Below are 26,844 nucleotides of genomic sequence, written 5' to 3'. Positions count from 1 at the left end.
ATATAAATAAACTCAGCGGGATGTCAGCGGATTTTCCCGCAGACGGCGTGCCGCTTCCACCATGTTCGCCAGGGCTTTGCGGGTTTCATCCCAGCCGCGCGTTTTCAGGCCGCAGTCCGGATTGACCCACAGACGCTCCACGGCAATCTTATCCGCCGCTTTGCGCAGCAGGGCTTCAATCCACTCTACTTCCGGCACATTCGGCGAGTGAATATCATAAACACCCGGCCCGATTTCATTCGGATAATCGAAATCTTCAAATGCTTCCAGCAGTTCCATATCCGAGCGTGATGTTTCAATGGTGATCACATCCGCATCCAGCGCCGCAATAGAATCCATGATGTCATTGAATTCGCAGTAACACATATGGGTGTGGATCTGAGTGTCATTCTCCGCGACTGCGGCATTCAGCCTGAAGGCATCCACCGCCCAGGTGAGATACTCCGCCCATTCTGCCCGGCGCAGCGGCAGCCCTTCGCGCAGTGCCGGCTCATCGATCTGGATAATACCAATTCCGGCTTTCTGCAAATCATCCACTTCATCACGCAGCGCCAGAGCAATCTGTTTGGCAATGGTTTCACGGCTGACATCCTCGCGCGGGAATGACCAGCAGAGAATGGTCACCGGCCCGGTCAGCATGCCTTTCACCGGCTTGCTGGTAAGGGATTGCGCGTAAGTCGCCCAGTCAACGGTGATCGGTTCCGGACGGCTGATATCCCCGATAATGACCGGTGGTTTCACACAACGCGAGCCGTAGCTCTGCACCCAGCCATTCTGCGTAAAGACGTAGCCGTCGAGATGCTCGCCGAAATATTCCACCATGTCATTACGTTCCGCTTCACCGTGAACCAGCACATCCAGTCCGAGCCGTTCCTGCTCATTAATTGCCTGCTTAATATGCTCAGAGATATTAGTGCGATAGAACGCTTTATCGATATTCCCTTTTTTGAAATTCAGACGCAGCCCGCGGATTTCCGTGGTTTGCGGGAAAGATCCGATTGTGGTGGTCGGCCACAGCGGCAGATTAAAACGGCGGCGCTGTTCCTCTGCACGTTCGGCATACGGCGCGGCGCGTTCGCTGTCGCGGGCGGTTATCGCAGCCAGCCGGGCAGCCACCGCCGCATTGTGAACACGGGAAGAATCGCGGCGGCGGGTAATCGGGGCACTGTATTCCGCCAGCGCGGCAATATCATCTGCCGAGCCGCTGTTGACCGCACGGGTCAGCAATGCCAGTTCCTCACATTTCTGCTGTGCGAAAGCAAACCAGCTTTTGACTTCTTCATCCAGTTTGGTTTCATCCCGCAGATCAATCGGGCTGTGCAGCAATGAGCAGGATGTACCGATCCACAGGTCGCGTTTTCCGGCCAGCGGGGCGATTACATCATATTTTTGCCGCAGGTCGGCACGCCAGACATTGCGCCCGTTAATCAGACCGGCAGAGAGCAGCCAGTCCGCCGGTAATGCATCGTGGATAGCCTGAATATCATCACCGCCCGCGACGAAATCGACGTGCAGCCCCTGCACCGGCAACTCACGGATCAGCGGTAAGTGATGACTCACTCCGTCAAAATAGGTGGTCAGCAGCAGTTTTGCATGTCCCTGCAAAGCATCATATGCCGTGCGGTAAGCATCCTGCCACTCCGGCGGCAGATCCAGCACCAGCGCCGGTTCATCAATCTGAATCCACTCGATACCGCGCTGCGCCAGTTTTTCCAGCACAGTTTTATAGGCTTCTAACAGTGACGGCAGTAATGATAAGCGGTCAAACTGAGCACCTTTCACTTTACCGAGCCACAGATAGGTCACCGGGCCGAGCAGCACCGGTTTCACCGCAAAGCCCTGCTCCAGTGCCTCATCCACTTCATCAAACAGCTGCGGCCAGCTCACGGTGAAGGTTTGCCCGCGCTGAAACTCCGGCACAATGTAGTGATAGTTGGTGTTAAACCATTTGGTCATTTCTGCCGCAGCCGCCGGTTCACCGGAAGGCGCACGGCCGCGGGCGATACGGAACAGGGTATCGAGGTCAATGTTCCCGTCTGCACCGGCATGACGCGGCGGCACATTGCCGAACAGCAGGCTGGTGCCGAGAACATGATCGTACCAGGCGAAATCCCCGGCCGGTAACAATTCAACCCCGGCCTCTTTTTGCAGCTGCCAGTGACGGCGGCGTAACTCACGACCGGTATCGCGCAGCTCATCCTGTGAAATCTGCCCTGCCCAGTAACCTTCAAGCGCTTTTTTCAGTTCTCTTTTCAGACCGATACGCGGAAAACCCAGAGTGTGATTATGTGTCGTCATAAAAAATCCTATCATTTAGCCATCCAGATGTTTACACATCCATAATCAACGGGTACTGTATAAGAAACAAGCGCAAATTCTTCATCGCTAACCTGAAGGTTCCTCATGATAGAAATAAAACATTTAAAAACGATTCAGGCACTGAATCAGTCAGGGTCGCTCGCGGGAGCAGCAGGTGCGTTGCATCAGACACAATCCGCCCTTTCCCATCAGTTCAGTGAGCTGGAACACCGGCTCGGCTACCGGATTTTTATCCGCAAAACCCAGCCGCTGCAATTTACCCCGCAGGGACAGGTACTGTTACAGCTGGCGGAGCAGGTACTGCCGCTGGTGAAAGATGCTATCCGTGAATGTAATGAGCCGGGACTGACAGCGCTGCGCGTGGCGATTGAGTGCCACAGCTGCATTCAGTGGCTGACCCCCGCTCTGGCGCATTTCCGCGAGAGCTGGCCGCAGATTAATGTCGATTTCACTTCCGGGGTCAGTTTTGATCCGCAGCCGGAATTGCTGAAACGCGAACTCGATGTGGTGCTGACATCCGATATTGATGAGCAGCACAACGGGAAGCTGACATACACGCCGCTGTTTGATTATGAGGTGAAGCTGGTGGTGGCACCGGATCATCCGCTGGCCCGCCGTCTGCATATCCAGCCGCAGGATCTGACAGCAGAAACCCTGCTGATTTATCCGGTGCAGCGTCAGCGCTTTGATATCTGGCGGCGTTTCCTGCAACCTGCCGGTATTTCCCCGCAGATAAAAACCGTGGATAACACCCTGCTGATGATCCAGATGGTGGCCGCCCGTATGGGGATCGCCGCCCTGCCGCACTGGGCGGTGGAGAATTTTGAAAGACAGGGGATGGTGGTGACCAAAACCTTAGGGGACGGATTGTGGAGCCGGCTGTATGCCGCAAACCGCAGCGGGGAGCAGCGTCAGCCGGCTGTTGAGTCGTTTATTCGTGAGACGCGTCAGCACGCGGTGGACAATCTGCCTTTTGTAAAGACGGCTTCAGTATCCACACCCGGTGTACCCACAGGGATGCCACAATCAGGGTTGCGCCAATGCTGAACGTGAGCCAGTTTGGATGCTGCTGCCAGATGGCAAAGTTCACCAGTAACCCCGCCGGAACCATCATGTTGTTCATGATCGCGAGTGTTCCGGCGTCCACCTGCGTGGCACCGTAGTTCCACATAAAGTAACCGATCCCGGATGCCCCGATCCCCAGCCACAGCAGGACACCCCATTGTAACTGCGTGGACGGCATTTTGGCGAAATTACCGAACAGCAGCCAGCCCGCCAGCGCCACCACACAGGCACCGAGGTAGAACCAGGAAAACGCCGTGCGCTGCACCAGCGGATGCACTTCCATCAGCCGCTTGTAACCGACCTGGCCGATGGCAAAGAAGATATTCGCCAGCTGCACCAGAATCAGCCCTGTCCAGAAAGAATCACTGAGATGGTCATAGCGGATCACCGCCGCACCAATCACCGCCAGCAGCGAACTGAACACATAACCCCAGCGCAGCCCGCGCCGCTCCAGCAGATCATAAATCAGCGTCACATACAGGGGTGTCAGCACGGTAAACAGCAGGAATTCCGCGACTGTCAGGTAGTTGTAGGCATGAAAAACAAAGAGATACATAATACCAAGCTGACAGGCACCCACCGCCATATACATCAGAATGACTTTCGGGGCGATCCCGCGCCAGCGCAGAAACGGCAGAAAAACCAGTGCCGCCAGCGACACACGGACTAACACAGAGAACCAGCTGTCCACCTGACCGGCGAGATACTCGCCAATCAGGCTGAACGATGCGGCCCACAGGATCGTGGTAATAATCAGTAACGGCATCGGTTATGTTTCTTTCTCAACCAGCAGGGCTTCCAGCAGATCCAGGTCATGCAGCAGCAGTTGCAGGGTTTCATTGCTGATATTACGGGTCGCACGCTGGTGATACAGCTCCCCGCGCTCGGCACGCAGTGCGGTCAGACGGAAACGGCGCTCCAGATCTTCCACCTGGAGATTATATTCCATCTCATCATCACCGGCAGTACGCCGCCTGAGATGCCCGGCCACCCTGGAGGCCACTTCACTGATGGCTTCCGCATCCAGAGCCTCGTCCGAACTGGCGGACAGACGCTCTTCCATCTTGCCGATACTGACAATCGCCACTTCCGCCATCGCTGCTTTCGCCGCGCGGATTTCATTGGCATCCGCCTGTTTATCACCGACATGCATCCCTTTGAGCAGGAACGGCAGCGATACCACCCCCATAAAGAGCGAGAAGATAATCACCCCGGCGGCGATAAACACCATCTGATAACGCGCTGGGAACGGTGTGCCGTCCGGCAGGAACAGCGGGATAGAGAGCACACCCGCCAGCGTTATCGCCCCGCGTACCCCGGCGAATGATGCCAGCCACAGTTCACGGGTGGTGTAGAAAGTGAAATCCAGCGGCTTGCGTTTTAAGGTCAGGCGGCTGACGGTTTTCATCATCCACAGCCAGCAGAAACGCAGTACCAGCAGGGCAAAATAGATAACGATAACCGCGGTAAACAGCATCCAGGTTTCCACGGTCGGATCCAGTTCTGCCTCAATGACCGACACCTGCCAGATCCCCGGCAATTGCAGGCCGAGCATAATAAAGACCAGGCCGTTAAAGACGAACTCCAGCATCCCCCAGACATTATCCGCACGCAGACGCATCGCCAGCGGCGCATTGCGGATCACGCCGGATTTGCTGATGGTCATCCCCGCCGCCACGGCGGCCAGGATACCGGACACACCAATGTGTTCCGCAATCAGATAAGAGGCAAACGGCAGGAGCAACATAAAGACGATTTGTGTGGCCGGGTCATCCCCGCTCCAGCGGCTCATCAGACGCAGCGATTTACTGTACAGCCAGGTGACAGCCACCCCGGCCAGCAGACCGCCGATAGCGACTTTGAAGAATTCCAGCGTGACCCCGGTAACCGAGAAAATCATCGTGCCCATGACAATCGCCACGGCAAATTTCAGCGCGACCAGGCCGGAGGCGTCGTTCATCAGCGCCTCCCCTTCAAGAATGCCCATCATCTGTTTCGGAATACGCCCTTTACCGACAATCGACGACAGCGCCACAGCATCTGTCGGAGACAGCACTGCCGCAAGGGCAAAGGCCGGGATCAGCTCAATCCCCGGCATCAGCCAGTAGATCAGATACCCGATGCCTATAACAGTGACCAGCACCAGGAACAGCACCAGGATGAAGATTTCCCGCCCTTTCTGCATAAATTCCCGGGTCGGGGTTTTCCAGCCGTCAACAAACAGCAACGGCGGTATCAGCAGGACGAGAAACAGTTCAGGGTCGAACGTGACATGCAGACCAAACTGCGGGAAGGCAAGCAGAGCCCCCATCGCGATCTGAATGATGGGTAACGGAATACGATACGGGATCATTTTGGTGAGAACACCGGACACCGACACGACCAGAATCAAAATAAGAATCGTAAAGAATATTTCCATATTACCCTTACTGAACTTAGGGCTTCATCAGCCCGCTGACAAAAAGATACTGTTAATAACGGCAAAAAAACCGCAATAAGAGCCCGGAGGAGAAAAAATTACCGCCGGTTGCCACTATCATACAAAAAAAGCAGTGGCGGATGCGTTATCCGCCACTGCTATTTTATCTTCTCAGGCCATTAATTCGGGCAATTAATTAGTATTTTGAGACAAATCGTATAAATAAAGCGTATCGTCACCACCAGCTTCCGTTACGTGGTGATTTATCACTTAAATTGCCCAGCCACCAGCATAAAACGCCACCAATGCAGCTGCGATAAGAACAGTGCCGATATTCAGCTTACGCCATTCTCCCCCGGCGATACGGCCGATAACCAGTGAGGCGAAACCGAGCATAATCCCGGTCACAATGTTACCGGTCAGCACAATAAACACCGCACACAGTAAACCGGACATAGAGCCGACAAAGTCACCGAAATCCAGTTTGCTGACATTGCTCAGCATCAGCAGGCCGACATACATCAGTGCCGGTGCTGTGGCATAGGCAGGAACCAGATAAGAGAGCGGAGAGAGGAACAGGATCAGCAGGAACAGCACACCGACTACCGTCGCGGTCAGACCGGTACGCCCGCCCGCAGCGGCACCAGCCGCAGATTCGATATACACCGCCGCAGGAGCCGCGCCGACAACACCGGCCACAATGCTGCTGACTGAGTCAGTTGTCAGTGCTTTGCCGCCATTAATGATCTGATTATCTTTATCCAGCAGATTTGCCTGACCGGCAACCGCGCGGATCGTACCTGTCGCATCAAACACCGCCGTCATCACCAGTGCCAGAACTGTCGGCAACACCAGCGGCTTCAGTGCGCCCATGATATCCATACTGAAGAAGAGTGACAGCCCGTCATCACCAAGAGACGGTAATTTGAAAAAGCCCTGATATTTCACATTCGGGTCAAAAATCAGCCCGATAACGGAAATGGCGATAATAACCAGCAGTACCGCACCCGGGACTTTCAGACGCTCCAGGCCGAAAATCACCGCCAGACCGGCCAGTGCAATCATTACAGGGAAAGAGGTGAAATCCCCCAGCACCACCGGCATACCCGCGTTCGGGTTTTTGACCACAAGGTCAATATTGGTGGCGGCGATCAGCAGCAGGAACAGGCCGATACCAATCCCCGTGCCGTGGGCAATACCCATCGGAATATTGCGCAGGATCCACGTGCGGATACCGGTGACAGAGATCAGAGTAAACAGCACCCCCATCAGGAACACCGCCCCCAGCACAACCGGGATCGGGATATTCTGACCAAGTACCATACTGAATGCGGTAAAGGCGGTCAGGGAAATCGCACAGCCGATAGCCATCGGCAGGTTCGCCCACAACCCCATCAGCAGGGAGCCGAATCCGGCCACCAGACAGGTGGCGATAAAGACCGCCGTATGCGGGAAACCCGCCTGGCCGAGCATACCCGGCACAACAATCACCGAGTACACCATCGCCAGGAATGTGGTCAGCCCGGCCAGAACTTCACGGCGGACAGTAGTGCCGCGCTCAGTCAGTTTAAAAAATTGGTCTAATTTGCACCCGCTTTGCGGCTGTGTCGCAGACATGTCATCACCTGTGTTAATGAATTTTGTGTCACATCACGTAAACGATTGCGTTTTCAGAAAAAATCCGCCGGTTTCCGGATAAAAAAACCGGACACACATAACGCAAACGTTTGGCTTTTTACAGAGAAAAGATGTGATTTTTTGAGGCAAACGATTATCTTAGGAAAAATCCTGATAATCAAGGCCAAATCCGGGAATTTTTTCACCTCTGTGCCGCTGACGGGTTATCATCATCCGTCCCGGTACCTGATGACGGAATATATGATGAAACTGACTGCTTTTTTCCTCCCTGTGAGCCTGTTCTGTTCTGCATTACCGGCAGCACAGGCGGCGATCACTCCGCTCAGCCCCGACACCTGCCGTGCCATGACCGCACTTGGTATGATCACAGCAGAAAACCCGGTGCCCTGCGAACGGCTGGTCAATGTGGACGTCCGGTTTATCACCTTTGAGGGCGAAACCCGCACCGGTACAATTACTGTCGCCGATATTATCGCCCCTGAAACGGAAGCGCTGTTTGATGAGTTGTACCGGCAGAAATTCCCGCTGCACAGTGTGCTGCCGATAGAAGCCTTCGGCGGGGATGATGAGTCATCCATGGCTGCCAATAATACGTCGGCATTTAACGGCCGCCGTCAGGCAAGTCAGAAAGCCTGGTCAAAACACGCTTACGGCATGGCGATCGACATTAATCCGCAGCAAAACCCTTACCGCTTCCGCGAGAAAAACGGGCGTGTGACCATCAGTCCGCCGCAATCCGCCGCAGCGCTGACCAACAGAGAAAATATCCGTGACGGAAAAATAGAAACGGTGCTGCCGCTGGTCTTCAGCCACGGTTTTCTCCGCTGGGGCGGGGAGTGGAAAAACCCGGTGGATTATCAGCATGCGGAGGTCGGCAGTTTTACTTTTATCAATCACCTGCTGTCCCTGCCGCTGCCGGAGGCGCAGGCGCAATACAGTGCCTATGCCGCCCGTTACCGTGATTGTTTCAGTAAAAGCAAAACCCCGGACGAACAGCTGCGCGCCCGGCAATGTGCTAAAAAAGTGCTGCGCTGACGGCTGTCAGTGCACCAGATTGCTGATAAGCAACGTCAGCCCGGCCAGCAGGATCACTATATTCAGAAAACGGAAAAATGCCTCTTTCGGGATGCGCATGGTGATATGCCGCCCGAGGACAATTCCTGCCACCATCGCAGGCAGGAACAACAGCGCGGTAATGGCGATTTCGCTGCTCCAATAGATGCCCATGATCAGAAAAATAATCACCCGGGTTAATGTACTGAAACCAATCAGAGTGGTCTGCGTGATACGAAAACGGTTTTTATCCTCAATCCGCCCGGCAAAATAGATGGCATAAACAAACCCGCCCGCCCCGAACAGCGCACTCAGAATACCGCCGCCGATCCCGAACGGAATAATGTATTTCTGCGGGTAATGCCGCACAGCCTTCTTAATAAAGAGGGAATAGAGTGCATAGAGAACAATAAAAGCCCCGAGGAACACCGCCAGCAGATCCGGATGCGTTTTCAGCAGGATCGCAGCACCAATCAGACTGCCGCTTATCATCAGCGGCACCATCCATTTCAGCTCGGCAAAATCGGCTTTGCGCCCGTCGCGGGTGACATTAATCACCGCCGCGCCCAGATCCATCAGCGCCAGCATCGGCACAATATGTGAGACAGGAATAAAGAAGGCCAGTACCGGGCCTGAGATCAGCGCAGAGCCAAAGCCGACCATACCGAAGACCAGGTAACCGAAGAAGAGAACCGTAAAACAGATGAAAAAATCTGCCCATGGCAGGGTATAGATCATGGTGAGCACCCGTTTAATGACATATGTTAATTATCACCATGCCGGACGCTTTCATCTGATAGTATCACCTGTCAGACCTGTTTTTCCGGAAAATCACGGCTTACCGTTGTACAACAAGTGTGCAATACTAACAGGCTTTCCCTGCAAATTTCATTGGTATCAATTACATTATGCTAAAAACCAGTGCCCACATCGGCCAGAAGGTCAAACTGCTGCGTCAGGCGCGTAACCTGTCGCTCAATGATCTTTCAAAACTCTCCGGCATCTCGAAAGCCGCGCTCTCCAAACTGGAATCCGGTGATTCCAATCCGCGTATCGATACACTGGAGGCCATTGCCGTCGCACTGCGTTTTCCGCTGGGGGATCTGTTTACCGCCAGTAATGAAGGTTATCCCCGTTACGAAAAAAATAAAGTCTTTAAAGGGGAATATGCGGAAGATTTTAAATTCCGTGTCGGCATGGGGAATATTTCGGAGATCTGGCACCTGAAGATGATCCGCGGTGCGATTATTAACAGCCCCGCGCACAGCACCGGCACCCATGAGCATATTCTTATCCATCAGGGTACGCTGATGATGCGCTTTAATGACGATCAGACTGTGCTGCTGGAACCGGGGGATTTCTATGCGTTCTCCTGTGATATTCCCCACTCTTATATCTGCATGGAAGGCGAGCTGAGCGGCACACTGATTATGTCCTATTCCCATATCGGCCAGACATCGCCGTAACCGCAGACAAAAAACCGGGCTTATCTGCCCGGTTTTATCACTCTACTGAATGTATTTATTCAGTTGCTCAAAGATACTGATATCTTCGTTGTATTTCACGTCCTGCACGTCTTCCAGTTTTTCCACCTGACTGACCATCTGGCTTAGCCGGTCATCCGATTTCACCAGCAGCCAGATATGGCTGTGATCCTGTCCCGGCAGCGGCAGACACAGAATACCGTCCACGTTAAACGCCCTGCGGGCAAACAGACCGCAAATGTGTGTCATAACACCGGGGTGGTTGCGGACAACCAGTTCCAGAGCGATAGGCTGATTATTTTTTTCCATGATTCTGTTCTCCGTCATCACGCTGAGACCATATCGATATTGGCATCACCCGGCAATACCATCGGCCACACTTTTTCACTGACATCGATTAATGCGTGGATCAGACACGGCCCGGGGCGATCAATCGCCGCCTGCAATGCAGCATGCGGATCACTCTCTTTATTCAGATCACAGGTGTGTAATCCGAAGCCTTTGGCAATTGTCACAAAATCAGTCTGATACGGATAGGCAGATGCCACAATATGCTCGTTGAACATCAGCGTCTGCTGCTGGTGAACCATCCCCAGCGCCTGGTTGTTCATCAGAATAATTTTGATATCCAGGTTATGCTCGGCGGCGGTCGCCATCTCCTGAATATTCATCATGATACTGCCGTCCCCGGTGAAGCAGACGATCTTGCGTGACGGCTCTGCCAGTGCAGCTCCAATCGCCGCCGGTAAACCAAAGCCCATTGTTCCGAGTCCGCCGGAGGTCAGCCACTGACGCGGACGGCATAACGGATACGCCTGCGCCACCCACATCTGGTGCTGACCGACATCAGTGGTGATGATGGCATCATTATCCACCGCATCCGCCACAGCAGCGATCAATCCGAAATGACTTAACGGATCGGATTTATTAATCTGCTCCAGCGGAAATTCCTGTTTGATCTGCGTGATATGATCATTCCACGCCTGACGGGTATTCACCTCAATCTGCGGCAGCAGCATGGCGAGAACCTGTCCGGCATCCGCGTTGATCGCGATATCCGGTTGTTTGATCTTGCTGATCTCCGCACGGTCGATATCCACATGGATAATTTTGGCATCCGGGCAGAACTGTTCGGCCTTGCCGATCGCGCGGTCATCAAAGCGCGCCCCGACCACAATCAGCAAATCCGATTCCTGCAAAATCATATTGGTATAACGCGCGCCGTGCATCCCCAGCATTCCCAGATAGAGCGGATGCTGCTGCGGGATGGTGCCCAGTCCCATCAGTGTCATGGTGGTCGGCAACCCTGCACGCTCGGCGAAGCTCTGCACCAGCTGCTGGGACTGCGAAGCGACAATACCGCCGCCGATATACAGAATCGGGCGTTTTGCCTGATTAATCATCGCGGCAGCTTCAGTGACTTTTTCCGCATCAAACAGCGGCAACGGATCTTTCGGCATGATTGGCGGCAATTCATCAATCTCAATGATGGCGGCCTGAACATCTTTCGGCACATCCACCCATACCGGGCCCGGACGGCCGGATTCCGCAATACGGAATGCATCGGCGATAATGCCCGGCAGATCCTGAACATTGCGCACCAGGTAGTTGTGTTTGGTGATAGGGATAGACATGCCGTAAGTGTCCACTTCCTGGAAGGCATCGGTACCGATCATCGGCGAGGACACCTGCGCGGTGATACAGACCAGCGGAACAGAATCCAGTTTGGCATCCGCAATAGCGGTCATCAGGTTGGTCGCGCCCGGCCCGCTGGAGGAGATACACACCGCCGCTTTGCCGGTGGTGCGGGCGATACCCTGTGCGATAAACCCGGCGCCCTGCTCATGACGGGCGAGGATATGCCGGATCCGGCTGTTACCCAGTGCATCATACAGCGGCAGCGCCGCGCCGCCCGGAATACCGGATACAGAGGTGATCCCGTGCTGTTCTAACATGCGGATAATTAATTCCGCCCCCGTCCTCCGGGTTTTTGCCTGAGTCTGCTGTGAAGCTCCCATAACATCATCCTTTTCTTAACAACCGGTTCAGTTTCGCGGAGCCTGACATAAAAAAACCCCGCTCGGTTTACGCCGGCGGGGTTAGTGATCCTGTTGCTGATCCCAGCCCGTTACGGCGCGCTGCCGACGACCACCACCACCACTACCACACGCACGACGACAACCGCGTCTGATAGCGCGGTTGTTAGTAGTACGTTTTGCGGACGGGTGAATGGTTTCACGGGATATCTCTCAACAGTAAATTGTGTATGAATAAATTCGGTTCGTACTTTAAAAAAACATAAGAATGAAATCTGTACAAGCCTTTTTTCATTTATTTTTTATTCAGCCGCTGAATTGTGATCACCATCACTGATAAATCACTGGCATAAAAACAAAAAACAACTAACCAATTGATTTGTCACAATATATTAAAATAATCAATTTACTGCAGCAGTGTGAAATAGCACTATTTCACAAGGGAAACAGCGATAAAAAAGGGGTGGCATGGCATTATCCGGAGCTATAAAACTCAATTTCAGGAAATTGCAGCGGAATATATTGCTGTGAAATAACCTGAAGCAGCTTGTGTTCACATTATCGCTGCCAGTCACTAAAAATCGTTTCTTTATCTGTTTTATTGCTCAATGGGGCAAAAACAGGCTTTACTCATCCGGCCAGTCAGGAAACAGAACATCATTTTAATGTGAATTATTTGTTACAAATTGACTTTTAAATTACATTGAAATTACAAAACAGGCTAAAATAACCGTTTTTATGTGATATAAATCACATATAATTACTGTCGTGATTGTCACGTTTCAGGTTTACCGATAAAACGTAATCCGACACATGCTCTTTAAGCCTCTTATCATATTTTAATAAAAATTGAGTATATAACTTATTGATACCCAATGATTCTATTGGGTTTTTCTTTAATAAGCGCAAACATACATCCGATTACGACAGACACTTATAATAAAAATACCCGTTATGATGAAAAATCAGACGAACAGGACAAAAACAGGACTTATAAAAACATAAGCTACACTGCCTGTTAACCCCGGGCAATCTCATGTGTTCATCCAACGGCATGAGACATCACCCCTTACTGTCACCGACATAAGGGGTATTTTTTTGTCTGTTCCGGGCCGGATTCAAAAACTCCGGGCAAAAAAATACCCCGCAGATACAGGGTACTTTCAGCGGATCCGGATCAGAACGGAATATCGTCATCGAAATCCATTGGTGGTTCATTGCTTTGCGGCGCTGCTGCTGCCGGCTGCTGTGCCGGGCGCGGGTTACCGCCGCCGCTGAACTGCTGGCCTTGTTGTGGCTGCTGTGGCTGACCCCAGCCGCCGCCCTGAGACATATTGTCGCCACCGCCGCTGCGGCCGCCCAGCATCTGCATGCTGCCGCCGATATTCACCACGACTTCTGTGGTGTAACGCTCCTGGCCGCTCTGATCCTGCCATTTGCGGGTCTGGAGTGAACCTTCGATATAAACCTGTGAACCTTTTTTCAGATATTCACCGGCAATTTCTGCCAGTTTGCCGAAGATCACCACACGGTGCCACTCGGTCTTCTCTTTCATTTCGCCGGTTTGTTTATCACGCCATGATTCTGATGTCGCCAGTGTGATGTTGGTAACCGCACCGCCGTTAGGCATGTAACGCACTTCCGGATCCTGACCCAGGTTCCCGATAAGAATGACTTTGTTGACGCCTCTGCTGGCCATGAAATGCTCCCGATGAAATTTGTCTGTAACAATATAAGGATCTAGTCTAACACGTCCGGATAATTTTTATGAAGTCGATCTGTCCGCAACATATTTCCTTTTCAGATTTGCGTGTCTTCTCTAAAATCTGCTGCGCAAAATGCAATCAGCTGTCAGGCAAACGCTGCTGACATTATACACAGATTTCTTCTGGTACTGGATATCCATTCAGTAAATTATGTGCAATAATATCAGGCTGAATAAATTGTTCGCTATCTGAAACTCCCGGGAAGTGGTACATGGATAATATCGATATACGGGGCGCCCGTACCCACAATCTGAAGAATATCAACCTCATTATTCCGCGTGATAAACTGATTGTTATCACGGGGTTATCCGGCTCCGGGAAGTCGTCCCTTGCCTTTGATACCTTGTATGCCGAAGGGCAGCGCCGCTATGTGGAATCTCTGTCCGCCTATGCACGTCAGTTCCTGTCGCTGATGGAAAAACCGGATGTGGATCATATTGAAGGGCTTTCCCCGGCAATTTCCATCGAGCAGAAATCCACTTCCCATAACCCGCGTTCCACCGTGGGGACTATCACCGAGATCCATGACTATCTGCGTCTGCTGTTTGCCCGTGTGGGCGAGCCGCGCTGTCCGGATCACGATATTCCGCTGACAGCACAAACGGTCAGTCAGATGGTGGACAATGTGCTGACCCTGCCGGAAGGCAAGCGCCTGATGCTGCTGGCGCCGGTCGTCAAAGAACGCAAAGGCGAACACACCAAACTGCTCGATAGCCTGGCGGCGCAGGGCTATATCCGTGCGCGGATCGACGGGGAAATCTGTGATCTCTCCGATCCGCCGAAACTGGAACTGCAGATCAAACACACCATCGAAGTGGTGGTTGACCGTTTCAAAGTCCGGGATGATCTGACACAGCGCCTGGCGGAATCCTTTGAAACGGCACTGACACTGTCCGGCGGTACGGCTATTATCGCCGATATGGAAGATAACAGCGCCGAAGAACTGGTATTTTCGGCGAATTTCGCTTGCCCGGTCTGCGGATACAGCATGAGTGAGCTGGAGCCGCGCCTGTTCTCCTTCAACAACCCGGCGGGTGCCTGCCCGACCTGTGACGGTCTGGGTGTTCAGCAGTTTTTCGATCCGGATCGCGTGGTGCAGAACCCGAATCTGTCACTCGGCGGCGGGGCTATCCGCGGCTGGGATCGCCGTAATTTTTATTATTATCAGATGCTGATGTCTCTGGCGGATCATTATAAGTTTGATATTGAATCCCCGTATTCAGAGTTACCGGCCAAAATTCAGAAAGTGATCCTCAATGGTTCAGGTCGTGAATCCATTGAGTTTAAATATTCCAATGACCGGGGTGATGTGACAGTCCGTCATCATCCGTTCGAAGGTGTGCTGCACAATATGGAGCGCCGTTATAAAGAGACGGAATCCATGGCCGTGCGCGAGGAACTGGCCAAATATATCAGCAACCGTCCGTGTATTTCCTGCGGCGGCACCCGTCTGAAAAAAGAAGCCCGCTTTGTGTTTGTCGATAACACCACACTGCCGCAGATTTCTGATTTCAGTATCGGGCATGCGATGGATTTCTTTAATAACCTGAAATTCAGCGGCCAGCGCGCGAAAATCGCCGAAAAAGTGCTGAAAGAGATTCAGGATCGCCTGAAATTCCTGGTTAACGTCGGTCTGAATTACCTGACCCTCTCCCGCTCCGCAGAAACCCTGTCCGGCGGCGAGGCACAGCGTATCCGTCTGGCCAGTCAGATCGGTGCCGGTCTGGTCGGCGTGATGTATGTGCTGGATGAGCCGTCAATCGGCCTGCATCAGCGTGATAATGACCGCCTGCTGGAAACCCTGATTCATCTGCGCAATCTCGGGAATACCGTGATTGTGGTGGAGCATGATGAGGATGCTATCCGCGCCGCTGATCATATTATCGATATCGGCCCGGGCGCGGGTGTTCACGGCGGGGAGATTGTGGCTCAGGGATCGCTGGAGGATATTATCGGCACGCCGGATTCCCTGACCGGGAAGTTCCTCAGCGGTGAGCGCCGGATCACCATCCCGGAAAAACGCAATGCGGCAGATCCGGCCAAAATGCTGACTATCACCGGTGCCAGCGGCAACAACCTGAAAAATGTGACCCTGAATCTGCCGGTCGGGCTGTTTACCTGTATTACCGGGGTTTCCGGTTCAGGGAAATCCACCCTGATCAATGACACCCTGTTCCCGATTGCCCAGACACAGCTCAACGGCGCGACCACCATTACGCCTGCGCCATATAAGTCTGTCGAAGGTCTGGAGCATTTCGATAAAGTCATTGATATCGACCAGAGCCCTATCGGCCGGACCCCGCGTTCAAACCCGGCGACCTATACCGGCGTGTTCACCCCTGTCCGCGAACTGTTTGCCGGCGTACCGGAATCCCGCTCACGCGGTTACACGCCGGGCCGGTTCAGTTTCAACGTTAAAGGCGGCCGCTGCGAAGCCTGTCAGGGTGACGGCGTACTGAAAGTGGAAATGCACTTCCTGCCGGATGTGTATGTGCCGTGCGACCAGTGCAAAGGCAAACGCTATAACCGCGAAACCCTGGAAGTGAAATACAAAGGGAAGAATATCCACGAAGTGCTGGATATGACTATCGAGGAAGCCCGTGAATTCTTCGATGCCGTCCCGGCGCTGGCGCGTAAATTACAGACCCTGATGGATGTCGGCCTCTCTTATATCCGCCTCGGGCAATCGGCAACCACCCTCTCCGGCGGTGAAGCGCAGCGGGTGAAACTGGCGAAGGAACTGTCCAAACGCGGCACCGGGCAGACACTCTATATCCTCGATGAGCCGACCACCGGTCTGCACTTCGCGGATATCGAACAGCTGCTGGCGGTACTGCATCAGCTGCGCGATCAGGGCAACAGTATTGTGGTTATCGAACACAACCTCGATGTGATTAAAACTGCAGACTGGATTGTGGATTTAGGCCCGGAAGGCGGCAGCGGCGGTGGTGAAATCCTGATCGCCGGTACCCCGGAAGAGGTGGCAGCATGTGAACGCTCACACACCGCCCGCTTCCTGAAGCCGATCCTGAAAAGAGGCTATTAATTTTCTCCCGCCTCTGAAAATACCGCAGCGTTTACTGCGGTATTTTTTTGTCCGCTTTCCGTTCTGGTGAAATAATAAGCAACCCGTGATAAAATAAAGTATCAGGCAACCACCGGAAACAGGAGGCGGATATGGCAAGCGGATGGGCAAGTGATTCTGCTGTTCAGGAGCAGATTGATGCCACACTGGATGATGCGGTCGCGCGGGTGCGCAGCCAGCTGGCGACAGGGGAAAGCGCGCTGTTTTGTGAAGAGTGCGGTGACCCGATCCCGCAGGCACGGCGTGAAGCAATACCCGGTGTGCAGTTGTGTGTGAATTGCCAGGCAGAAGCAGATAAAAAGCAGGCCGCATTCAGCGGCTATAACCGGCGCGGCAGTAAAGACAGTCAGTTGCGCTGAGACAGGCGCGGAACAGAATTATTCCGCGCATCATCATTTTATTGCAGAGGATTAACGGCTGACCGCCGCAAAAGCCCGCGCAATCACATCCACATTATGACGGTTCACCCCCGCCATACAGACACGCCCGGAACCGACCAGGTACACCGCATGCTGCTCACGCAGTGCAGTAACCTGCACCGGACTGAACCCGGTGTAACTGAACATTCCGCGCTGATGCAGCAGATGGTCAAAGTTTTTCTCCGGCAGTGTGTTTTTCAGGGTATCCACCAGCACTGTCCGCATCTCTGCGATCCGGCTGCGCATTGTCTCCACTTCCGCCAGCCACTGTGCTTTCAGCGCAGTATCATTCAGCACTTCAGAAACCAGTTTTGCCCCGTAAGACGGTGCGCTGGAATAGACACGGCGCACACCTGCTTTCAGCTGACCCAGCACCCGCTCTGCTTCCTGCTGTGTCGGGCAGAGAACAGACAGCCCGCCCACACGCTCACCGTACAGCGAGAAGATTTTTGAGAATGAGTTACTGACGAAACACGGTACCTCTGCCGCCGCCATGGCACGGATAGCATAAGCATCCTCTTCCATCCCGCTGCCGAAGCCCTGATAAGCAATATCCAGGAACGGGATCAGCTCCCGCTTTTTCACCACCGCGACAACTTTATCCCACTGTTCCGGTGTCAGATCGGAACCTGTCGGGTTATGGCAGCACGGATGCAGTAAAATGATGCTTTTTGCCGGTAACATCTCAAATGTTGCCAGCATCTCGTCAAACTTCACGCCTTTGGTCTGCGGATCAAAATACGGATAATAATGAGTTTTAAATCCGGCACCGGCAAAGATCGCCTGATGGTTTTCCCATGTCGGATCACTGAGCCAGACATCCGATCCCGGGAAATAACGGTACAGGAAATCCGCGCCGATCTTCAGTGCACCGGATCCGCCCAGCGTCTGGATCGTCGCCACACGGCCTTGGCGGATAAGCCCGCTGTCATCGCCCAGCAGCAGCGTCTGTACCGCGCTGCGGTAAGGGGCAAAACCTTCCATCGGCAGATACAGGGAGGCCCCGCTATCCTGTGCGTTATAGCGCTGTTTTGCCTGTGTGATGCTGTTCAGTTGCGGAGTCACCCCGGAATCGTCGTAATAGAGGCCAATACTGAGATTGACCTTCTCCTTCCGGGGATCCTGTTTGAAATGCTCAACGAGCGTTAAGATCGGGTCGCCGCCGTAGGCGTCTACATGTTCGAACACAAGCGATACTCCTGATTGTCATTTTTCTCACTATCAGAACATATCGCGTCACATTTTATTCGTCCAGATATTCCATCGCCACGCGGGAGGTCAGCTTGGTGATCAGTTCATAGGCGCTGATACCACTGGCTTCTGCGATTTGCTCCACCGGCAGTGAATCCCCCCATAAAATGACTTCATCACCCGCTTTATCACTACAATCCGGCCCCAGGTCGATAGTTATCATGTCCATGGAAACACGCCCGGCAATGGGAACACGGCGTCCGTTAATCACCACCGGTGTGCCGGATGGCGCACTGCGCGGATAGCCGTCACCGTAACCAACCGCGATCACACCCAGACAGGTGTCACGATCACTGACCCAGGTGCCGCCGTAACCGACCGCTTCCCCGGTCTTATGTTTACGTACAGCAATCAGGCGGGATTTTAGGGTCATCACCGGTTTCAGGCCGTAATCACCGGCTTCGGTACCGCTTTTCGGCGACACACCGTAAAGAATGATCCCGGGACGCACCCAGTCGAGATGCGCCTGCGGCCAGTACAGGATACCACCGGAGGCGGAAATTGATTTTTCCCCCGGTTTATCGGCAGCAAATGCCATAAAGCGGGCGATCTGTGCTTCTGTCGGCTGCGCATCGTCTTCATCAGCACGGCTGAAATGGCTGATGATATTCACCGGCTGCTGCACGTTTTTGCAGTTGCACAGCCGCTGATAAAACGCTTCCGCTTCTTCCGGACGCACGCCGAGACGGTGCATGCCGGTATCAATTTTCATCCAGACTTTCACAGGATCCGATAACTGCGCCTGCTCCAGCGCGACTAACTGCTCTTCAAAATGCACTGCCACTTCCAGACGACTGGCAACAATAACCGGCAAATCCGTCGCATCGAAGAAACCTTCCAGTAAGATGATAGGTTTAACAATGCCACCGGCGCGCAACGCGTGCGCTTCACTCAGACGCGCCACCGCAAACGCATCCGCCTCATTGAGTTCACGGGCGATTTCGACTAATCCGTGGCCGTAGGCGTTTGCTTTGACCACCGCAACATGACGGCTGTCCGGCGCAAGCGCACGGATCCGCTGCCAGTTGTGGCGCAGCGCACCACGGTCAATGACGGCTGTTGCCGCTTTCATAGGGGTTCCTTGGTTAGGGGTTGTTGATGTTTTGTTTGTTGTCAGGGTTATTATTCCGTCCGCATTATATTCAGACGGTTTATTCATCGTCATAACTCGGCCCTGCATAGTTATCAAAACGCGACCACTGGCCGTTGAAGGTCAGACGGACGGTTCCGATAGGGCCGTTACGTTGCTTACCGATAATAATTTCAGCCACACCTTTCAGATCACTGCTTTCGTGATACACCTCGTCACGGTAGATAAACATGATAAGGTCGGCATCCTGCTCGATAGAGCCGGATTCACGCAGATCGGAGTTTACCGGGCGTTTATCGGCACGTTGTTCCAGACTACGGTTCAGCTGGGACAGTGCAACCACCGGCACCTGTAATTCTTTGGCCAGTGCTTTCAGGGAACGGGAAATCTCAGCGATTTCCAGGGTACGGTTATCAGAGAGAGACGGCACCCGCATTAATTGCAGGTAGTCGATCATAATCAGGCTTAAGCCGCCGTGCTCACGGAAAATCCGCCGTGCGCGGGAGCGGACTTCGGTCGGGGTCAAGCCGGAAGAGTCATCAATATACATATTGCGCTTTTCCAGCAGAATACCCATGGTGCTGGAGATCCGCGCCCAATCCTCATCATCGAGCTGCCCGGTACGGATACGGGTCTGGTCAACGCGGGAAAGGGAAGCCAGCATACGCATCATGATCTGGTTGCCGGGCATCTCAAGGCTGAAAATCAGCACCGGTTTTTCTTCGGTCATGGCGGCGTTTTCACACAGGTTCATGGCGAAGGTGGTTTTCCCCATGGATGGACGCGCCGCAACAATAATTAAATCCGAAGGTTGCAGACCGGCGGTCTTTTTATCCAGATCCTGATACCCGGACGATACCCCGGTTACCCCGTCATGCGGCTGAGCATACAGCTTTTCGATCTTCTCGACGGTTTCTTCCAGAATCGCCTCGATCCCCTTCGGCCCTTCATCTTTATTGGCACGGTTTTCGGCGATCTGGAACACGCGGGATTCCGCCAGATCGAGCAGATCTTCACTGGAACGCCCCTGCGGATCATAACCGGCATCAGCGATCTCATTGGCGACAGAAATCATGTCGCGGATCACCGCACGTTCGCGGACGATATCAGCATAAGCATTAATGTTCGCCGCACTTGGTGTATTTTTCGAGAGTTCTGCCAAATAGGCAAACCCGCCGACATTTTCCAGCTCTCCGCCGGTTTCCAGTGCTTCAGACAGCGTGATCAGGTCAATCGGTCGTCCCTGCTCGAGCAGGCGCTGCATCTGACTGAAAATCGTCCGGTGCGGACGGCTGAAAAAGTCCTCGCCGGTCACACGTTCAGAGACATTATCCCAACGCTCGTTATCCAGCATCAGTCCGCCGAGAACGGACTGTTCGGCTTCCAGGGAATGCGGCGGTAATTTCAGCCCTTCCATCTGATGGTCACGGGGTTTGTCGGTCTTGGTGTCCTTGGGATATCTGGCCATGAAACTCTCTTACTTATCAGTGCGTCTGCCGGGGAGAATACCTGCGTCCCTGAACGGGACAGAGCGGGTAGTATAGCCCTCCTTTGCCGCTGATTGCACGAAGCTTGAGTAATTTTCAGTGACATGCAATTATGCCAAATACAATAAATCATATGATTAACTGTCCCGCTTACTGTTTCTGCGCTGCTTGCAGGTAAGTGGTCACTCTTTTTTTCCGAATGAGGTTCCCTCCATGGCTAAACGTATTGAATTTGATGCTCCCGGCGGCACCGATGTGCTGGTTTATCGTGACTTTACGCCGGCAGACCCGGCGCCGGGTGAAGTTCAGGTGGAAAACAAAGCAATCGGTGTGAACTATATTGATACCTACTTCCGCAGCGGCCTGTACCCTGCGCCGGTATCCCCTTCCGGTGTCGGCTCTGAAGCTGCTGGTGTGGTGGTGAAAACCGGTGCAAACGTAAAACACATTAAAGTCGGTGACCGCGTGGTCTACGGCCAGTCTCCGCTGGGTGCGTACAGTGAAATCCATAACGTACCGGAAGAAAAACTCGCCATTCTGCCGGACGGTATCAGCTTTGAAACCGCTGCCGCCTGCTTTATGAAAGGTCTGACCGCGTTTTATCTGCTGCGCAAAACCTATGAGGTAAAAGCCGGGGAAGTCTTCCTGTTCCACGCTGCTGCCGGTGGTGTCGGACAAATTGCCTGCCAGTGGGCCAAAGCGCTGGGCGCGAAGATGATCGGTACCGTCGGTTCTGATGAAAAGGCGCAGAAAGCCAAAGCTGCCGGTGCCTGGGAAACCATCAACTACAATAAAGAAGACATTGTTGAGCGGGTGCTGGCACTCACTGACGGTGAAAAAGTCGGTGTGGTGTATGACTCTGTCGGCAAAGATACCTGGCTGCCGTCACTGGACTGTCTGAAGCGCCGCGGCCTGATGGTCAGCTACGGCAACGCCTCCGGCCCGGTCACCGGTGTTGACCTGGGGATCTTAAATAAGAAAGGCTCACTGTATGTGACCCGCCCTTCCGTCTTTGGTTACATCACCAACCGTGAAGAGCTTAACGAAGCCAGCAAGGCGATTTTTGATCTGATCCTGAGCGGTAAACTGACTATTTCCATACCTGCGGATCAGGTTTATCCGCTGAAAGATGCCGCCCTGGCACACAAGCGCCTGGAAAGCCGTGCAACGACCGGCTCCAGTATCTTAATTCCTTAAGATATATATTATTTAATTAATAATAAAAATCCTCGTTATTAAATGAGGGTTTTTATTAATAAATACCTCTGATTCATATTAAATTTATATATTTATTTTTATTGATTGTTTAACACCGGATATTTATTCTTATTTCTCTTTCACTGATAAAAGGAATGACTATGAATAATACGGAAATAAATCATCTTGTTGATTTCATCTATCAGGATGGCAGAATCACAAACGCTGAATTCCAGATGATTCGTGATGAAGCGGATAACCGTTTTGATGCCCTTCTTGAATGTTATGGTAAAAACAACAGCTTATCAGCATTTCAGAAATCTGCAGATGTCACTGTACAATTAATGCAGGAAAGCTTTTTTATTCTGAAAAAGAAAGCTGAAACACCAGAACAGAAAGACGAAATAAAAGACGCATTCAATGCACAAATCAGTTATATCATCGCATGTTATAACCGCTTCTTTGATTCATTATAATTGAAATAAAATGAACTCTCTGTTCAGAGAGTTCATTATTCATCTGATCATTATTCAGTTATATTTTTTCGGGTAACAAATTCCAGTGCCGCTTCAATCACGCGCAGATCGGCTCCGGCTTTATGGGCATTTTCACTCAGATGACGACGCCACTGGCGCGCCCCCGGAATGCCCTGGAAAATTCCCAGCATGTGGCGGGTGATATGGCCGAGATATGTTCCTGTCGCCAGTTCCGCCTCAATATACGGATACATCGCTTCCACCGCCGCGACCGTATCGGTCACCGGCAGCGCCGCATCAAACAGGGCATTATCGACCTGTGCCAGAATTGACGGGTTCTGATATGCCTCACGCCCGACCATCACACCATCCATATACTGCAGATGGGTTTTCGCCTCTTCCAATGTTTTAATACCGCCGTTAAGCGCCATAATCAGGTGAGGGAAATCCTTTTTCAGCTGATACACACGCGGATAATCCAGCGGCGGAATTTCCCGGTTCTCTTTCGGGCTCAAACCGGAGAGCCAGGCTTTACGGGCATGGATAACAAACATCTCACAACCGCCGCGATCCGCCACCGTGCCGACAAAATCACACAGAAATTCATAACTGTCCTGATCATCAATCCCGATCCGGGTTTTAACCGTAACAGGAATATCTGTCACATCCCGCATCGCTGCGACACAATCCGCCACCAGTGAGGCGTTACCCATCAGACAGGCACCGAACATTCCGTTCTGCACACGGTCAGACGGACAGCCGACATTCAGGTTGATTTCATCATAACCGCGTTCCTGTGCAATTTTCGCACACTGGGCCAGTGCCGCCGGATCACTGCCGCCGAGCTGCAATGCCACCGGGTGCTCCGCCTCGTTATACGCCAGATAATCCCCTTTTCCGAACAGAATTGCTCCGGTTGTCACCATTTCGGTATACAGCAGCGCGTGGCGGCTGAGCTTACGGTGAAAATAACGGCAATGGCGATCAGTCCAGTCCAGCATCGGTGCCACGGAGAAACGGTTAAGGTTCTTATAGCCGCTCGCGGTGCGCAACCGCTGGTTTTCTTTGGTTTTTTCTGTTGGGGTGTTTTGGTGCATTTCTGTTCTTTCGGGTGAATTTATGCTTTATCGGATCTCAGCAAAGCCCTCTGATTTCCGGGTCCTGCTGAAAGATATAAACCAGCCGTTAATGATACCACAGAGAGCAGACAATATGCTGCTGCAAATGAAATCCGCGCCAACAATTCCTGCATCTGGATATTGACTGCTTTAACACTATGTATATTCCGGATTAATAATCCGGACACCGGAATATCACACCTGTATTATCCGAAACGATAAAAAATGAGAATGCAGTCTCTTTTATTACACTGAGTTGTTAATTTAATAACTTAATTAAGTTATTTTCTTACATTCCATAAAAAATAACACCCGGCATTTACTTATGTCAAATAAATAATAATCTCCAAATAAATCAATAGCAAAACACGCATCATTATTCTGAAAATACTTTATTAATTTAATTTTCCCGTATTAGTCAAAAATAAAGAACCAATATATCAATATAATTTATCATGGTTTACATAATTCTGATTAAAATTAATTTTCATTACTAAAATACAGGTATTAGTGCTATTTAACGTGTTTTTAAGTTATTACCTTCAAATATATGACATATTAAATAATTAACAGTGATATCAATCGTCATATTTATTACTATATTTCCAACCAATCAATAACAGGTAATATTTCATATTATGTACGCCGGCATTCCGGTTCGTGATCTCATGGATATATAAATAAAATGAACATATACGTTATTACAACTGCAACTGTATTGTTGTCATTCAGTGCGGTTTCCTCTCCGGTACTTAATGAAAAAACAAAAGGTGATTTAAAAATACATGATTTAGGCACATTCCATCCTGAGAATGAAGGCACTTCATATATAACCGGTATGTCTTCTGACGGGCGTCTTATCACAGGTAATACATCCTCTGAAATCGATTATGATTCACCTCATGGATTTTATTACGATACTGACACCTCAAAAAAGATAAGTATCGATTCTTTCCGCAGTGATAAAAGCGGTATGACAATAACATCCGGAATATCTGCCGATGGCAGTGTCATTACCGGCTCTGCTGAAACCGATGACGGCGGGATGCAGGCATTCCATTTCCGCCATGCCGGAAGAAAAATGACCAGACTCGGTACATTACGCACCGGTAATACCGGTGATTCTTATGTCAGAGCTGCCAGCGCTGACGGACGGGTTATCGCCGGTATTTCTCAGACGGATACGTCCGCGACAGGGCAGGCATTCCGCTATAAAGAAGGGGATACCGGAATTACCGGGCTCGGCACGCTGCGCAGTGATAACTCCGGATCATCTGATGCCAGGCTGATATCTGCAGATGGCCGTGTGATCGCCGGAGATTCTAACGTCGACGGCAGTGATATTATCCGGGCGTTCCGTCACAACGACGGTGACGCAAGACTGACTGCGCTCGGTACATTACGGGCAGATGGTGAGGGTAACTCATGGGCGATGGCCATCAGTGCTGACGGACGCACCATTACAGGGCACGCCACCACCGAAAATAGTGAAATTCAGGCATTCCGCCATACTGAAGGCCGGACAGGTATGACGTCACTCGGCACATTACGTCAGGATAACAGCGGCAACTCCTACGGACGGGTAATGTCTGCTGACGGAAAAGTGATCGCAGGAGCAGCAGATACCGATAACCATTCACGCCAGGCCTACCGGCTCAGTGAGAATGACACGAAAATGATTTCACTCGGTACATTACGCAGCGATAACAGCGGGGATTCTGATGCACTTGCGATATCGCCTGACGGCCGTGTCGTCGCCGGTAAAGCAGAAACCGATAACGGTGATGAGCAGGCCTTTGTGTATCGCTCAGGTGACCAGAAAATGACCGGCCTCGGCACATTACGCTCAGATGGTACCGGACGTTCTGAAGCAAACCGGGTATCTGCTGACGGCGAGGTTATTGCCGGTATTTCACAGTCAGATACCGAGTTCCGGCGGGCAGTTTTGTGGGTCCGCGATAAGGTTACAGAAGAGGAAGTGATTATAGACGAAGGCAAAACCGGAGACGCTATTGCGGAAACGGGTAAAACTGCGTTTTCTGTCCTGGATCTGTATCAGAGCGCATTATATTCCCTGTCAGAAAGCCGCTGTCAGATTGGCGATAGTAATTATTGCGTCGGGGCTTTCTCACAGTTTGATAATGTCCGCAGTAATCACCGGGTCGCTACCGGCATATTTGGTGCTTTCCGTTTCCCGGCTGAAAACTGGGTCGCGGGTGCTTCACTGAACTTTGCCAATAATACCCGGCTGACAGACGGATATGATACCCGCGGCAGTAACAATCCGGGCGTGGGGGCTTATATCCGCTATCAGGAAAACAAAGACAATACCGGGTCCGGGGCAGAGTTATCCGGTGCATTTTTAAATCAGGATGTCACCATTACCCGTAATCACCTGAAAAATACGGAAGCCGGCCGCGGTGATTCATCGATAAAAGCGTATCGCTTTAAAGCAGCCGTTAATTATGGCGTTAATCTCAGTGAGACAACGCAACTGATTCCGAATGCGGCAATCAGTCACCATAATGTAACCCGAGACGGATACACGGAAAACAGTAATACCAATCTGGCGGCAACATATGGCCGGATGGGTAACAAAAGTACTGATTTGCGTACCGGTCTCGATATACGACAGGCTCTGACGCCGGATATTGATCTCTATGGTGGCGCCGGAATAGATATTAACCTGAATAATCAGCGCGATGCATTTACCAGCCGGGTAAATTACATCGGTACTTATACATTTGATAACGGTAATTCACGTAATGTGAAGCCATATGCATATGCTGAGGTTAATATTAATATGACAGCGAACTCAGCAATAGGTATCAATATCGGCTGGCATCAGACAGATTATACTAATGACGCTGCTCAGGCCGGTCTGAACTATTCTTATCGCTGGTAATGCAGACTGATATTCCCCGGAACCCGGTTCCGGGGA

At 52.0% G+C, this 26,844-nt stretch carries 20 protein-coding genes; 8 read left to right on the top strand and 12 right to left on the bottom strand.

The features are described from left to right. Positions 1-12: 12 nt before the first annotated feature. The gene (gene metE, locus AB7038_RS16950) at positions 13-2,298 is read right to left on the bottom strand and encodes a 5-methyltetrahydropteroyltriglutamate--homocysteine S-methyltransferase (protein ID WP_368890256.1); all 2,286 of its coding nucleotides are present in this window, start codon (positions 2,296-2,298) and stop codon (positions 13-15) included. Positions 2,299-2,403: 105 nt separating this feature from the next. Here metE and metR point away from each other — a divergent pair, with 105 nt between their 5' ends. Then, positions 2,404-3,366 (top strand): HTH-type transcriptional regulator MetR, encoded by a 963-nt coding sequence (gene metR / locus AB7038_RS16945; protein WP_369453689.1) that lies wholly within the window; start codon positions 2,404-2,406, stop codon positions 3,364-3,366. On the opposite strand, the gene AB7038_RS16940 is transcribed toward metR, so the two are convergent. The 3 genes from AB7038_RS16940 to AB7038_RS16930 form a co-directional block, all read right to left on the bottom strand. Continuing rightward, entirely contained in the window at positions 3,251-4,150 is a 900-nt protein-coding gene (locus AB7038_RS16940; RefSeq protein WP_369453688.1) for a carboxylate/amino acid/amine transporter, read from the bottom strand. The two genes, metR and AB7038_RS16940, sit on opposite strands and share 116 nt — an antisense overlap. Before the next feature lie 3 nt (positions 4,151-4,153). Then, positions 4,154-5,803 carry a Na+/H+ antiporter gene (locus tag AB7038_RS16935; RefSeq protein WP_004238243.1) on the bottom strand — a complete coding sequence of 550 codons (1,650 nt, stop codon included), beginning with the start codon at positions 5,801-5,803 and terminating at the stop codon, positions 4,154-4,156. 270 nt (positions 5,804-6,073) lie between these two features. Beyond that, positions 6,074-7,420 (bottom strand): NCS2 family permease, encoded by a 1,347-nt coding sequence (locus tag AB7038_RS16930; protein WP_072872454.1) that lies wholly within the window; start codon positions 7,418-7,420, stop codon positions 6,074-6,076. A gap of 261 nt (positions 7,421-7,681) precedes the next feature. Here AB7038_RS16930 and AB7038_RS16925 point away from each other — a divergent pair, with 261 nt between their 5' ends. Further along, positions 7,682-8,476: a M15 family metallopeptidase gene (locus tag AB7038_RS16925; protein WP_368890254.1), complete on the top strand. Its 795-nt coding sequence runs from the start codon at positions 7,682-7,684 to the stop codon at positions 8,474-8,476. A 6-nt stretch (positions 8,477-8,482) separates the two neighbouring features. On the opposite strand, the gene AB7038_RS16920 is transcribed toward AB7038_RS16925, so the two are convergent. After that, positions 8,483-9,232 carry a sulfite exporter TauE/SafE family protein gene (locus tag AB7038_RS16920; protein ID WP_369453687.1) on the bottom strand — a complete coding sequence of 250 codons (750 nt, stop codon included), beginning with the start codon at positions 9,230-9,232 and terminating at the stop codon, positions 8,483-8,485. A 170-nt stretch (positions 9,233-9,402) separates the two neighbouring features. On the opposite strand from AB7038_RS16920, the gene AB7038_RS16915 reads away from it, so the two are divergent. Continuing rightward, entirely contained in the window at positions 9,403-9,960 is a 558-nt protein-coding gene (locus tag AB7038_RS16915) for a helix-turn-helix domain-containing protein (protein ID WP_072872452.1), read from the top strand. A gap of 42 nt (positions 9,961-10,002) precedes the next feature. On the opposite strand, the gene ilvN is transcribed toward AB7038_RS16915, so the two are convergent. The 3 genes from ilvN to AB7038_RS16900 all read right to left on the bottom strand — a co-directional run bounded on the left by ilvN (position 10,003) and on the right by AB7038_RS16900 (position 13,713). Then, positions 10,003-10,287 carry an acetolactate synthase small subunit gene (gene ilvN, locus AB7038_RS16910; RefSeq protein ID WP_004238249.1) on the bottom strand — a complete coding sequence of 95 codons (285 nt, stop codon included), beginning with the start codon at positions 10,285-10,287 and terminating at the stop codon, positions 10,003-10,005. Between the two features lie 17 nt (positions 10,288-10,304). Beyond that, positions 10,305-11,996 carry an acetolactate synthase large subunit gene (gene ilvB, locus AB7038_RS16905; protein ID WP_369453686.1) on the bottom strand — a complete coding sequence of 564 codons (1,692 nt, stop codon included), beginning with the start codon at positions 11,994-11,996 and terminating at the stop codon, positions 10,305-10,307. Between the two features lie 1,195 nt (positions 11,997-13,191). Next, a complete protein-coding gene (locus tag AB7038_RS16900) occupies positions 13,192-13,713 on the bottom strand; it encodes a single-stranded DNA-binding protein (protein ID WP_032099136.1) in 522 nt (173 codons plus the stop codon). Between the two features lie 278 nt (positions 13,714-13,991). On the opposite strand from AB7038_RS16900, the gene uvrA reads away from it, so the two are divergent. Then, positions 13,992-16,826, top strand: coding sequence for an excinuclease ABC subunit UvrA (gene uvrA / locus AB7038_RS16895; protein ID WP_369453685.1), 2,835 nt, complete (start codon positions 13,992-13,994; stop codon positions 16,824-16,826). 131 nt (positions 16,827-16,957) lie between these two features. Continuing rightward, positions 16,958-17,224 (top strand): DksA/TraR family C4-type zinc finger protein, encoded by a 267-nt coding sequence (locus AB7038_RS16890; RefSeq protein WP_004241544.1) that lies wholly within the window; start codon positions 16,958-16,960, stop codon positions 17,222-17,224. A gap of 51 nt (positions 17,225-17,275) precedes the next feature. Here the strand turns inward: AB7038_RS16890 and AB7038_RS16885 are convergent, their stop codons facing one another. The 3 genes from AB7038_RS16885 to dnaB form a co-directional block, all read right to left on the bottom strand. Beyond that, entirely contained in the window at positions 17,276-18,472 is a 1,197-nt protein-coding gene (locus tag AB7038_RS16885) for an amino acid aminotransferase (RefSeq protein WP_369453684.1), read from the bottom strand. A 55-nt stretch (positions 18,473-18,527) separates the two neighbouring features. Then, positions 18,528-19,607 (bottom strand): alanine racemase, encoded by a 1,080-nt coding sequence (alr, locus tag AB7038_RS16880; RefSeq protein WP_368890250.1) that lies wholly within the window; start codon positions 19,605-19,607, stop codon positions 18,528-18,530. 79 nt (positions 19,608-19,686) lie between these two features. Beyond that, a complete protein-coding gene (gene dnaB / locus AB7038_RS16875; protein WP_015422419.1) occupies positions 19,687-21,093 on the bottom strand; it encodes a replicative DNA helicase in 1,407 nt (468 codons plus the stop codon). 232 nt (positions 21,094-21,325) lie between these two features. On the opposite strand from dnaB, the gene AB7038_RS16870 reads away from it, so the two are divergent. Beyond that, complete coding sequence (locus tag AB7038_RS16870) at positions 21,326-22,309, top strand: quinone oxidoreductase (RefSeq protein WP_369453683.1); 984 nt, start codon at positions 21,326-21,328, stop codon at positions 22,307-22,309. Positions 22,310-22,470: 161 nt separating this feature from the next. Further along, positions 22,471-22,785 (top strand): hypothetical protein, encoded by a 315-nt coding sequence (locus tag AB7038_RS16865; protein WP_368890248.1) that lies wholly within the window; start codon positions 22,471-22,473, stop codon positions 22,783-22,785. Positions 22,786-22,835: 50 nt separating this feature from the next. Here AB7038_RS16865 and dusA read toward each other — a convergent pair whose 3' ends face one another. Next, entirely contained in the window at positions 22,836-23,882 is a 1,047-nt protein-coding gene (gene dusA, locus AB7038_RS16860) for a tRNA dihydrouridine(20/20a) synthase DusA (protein WP_368890247.1), read from the bottom strand. Between the two features lie 994 nt (positions 23,883-24,876). Between dusA and AB7038_RS16855 the strand changes: the two genes are divergently transcribed. Next, positions 24,877-26,808, top strand: coding sequence for an autotransporter domain-containing protein (locus AB7038_RS16855; protein ID WP_368890246.1), 1,932 nt, complete (start codon positions 24,877-24,879; stop codon positions 26,806-26,808). Positions 26,809-26,844 lie beyond the last annotated feature (36 nt).

Source organism: Morganella morganii (assembly GCF_041099235.1).
Lineage (GTDB): Bacteria > Pseudomonadota > Gammaproteobacteria > Enterobacterales > Enterobacteriaceae > Morganella > Morganella morganii_E.
Note: the sequence above shows the minus strand (reverse complement) of the source record. Positions and strands in the feature narration are given on the sequence as shown.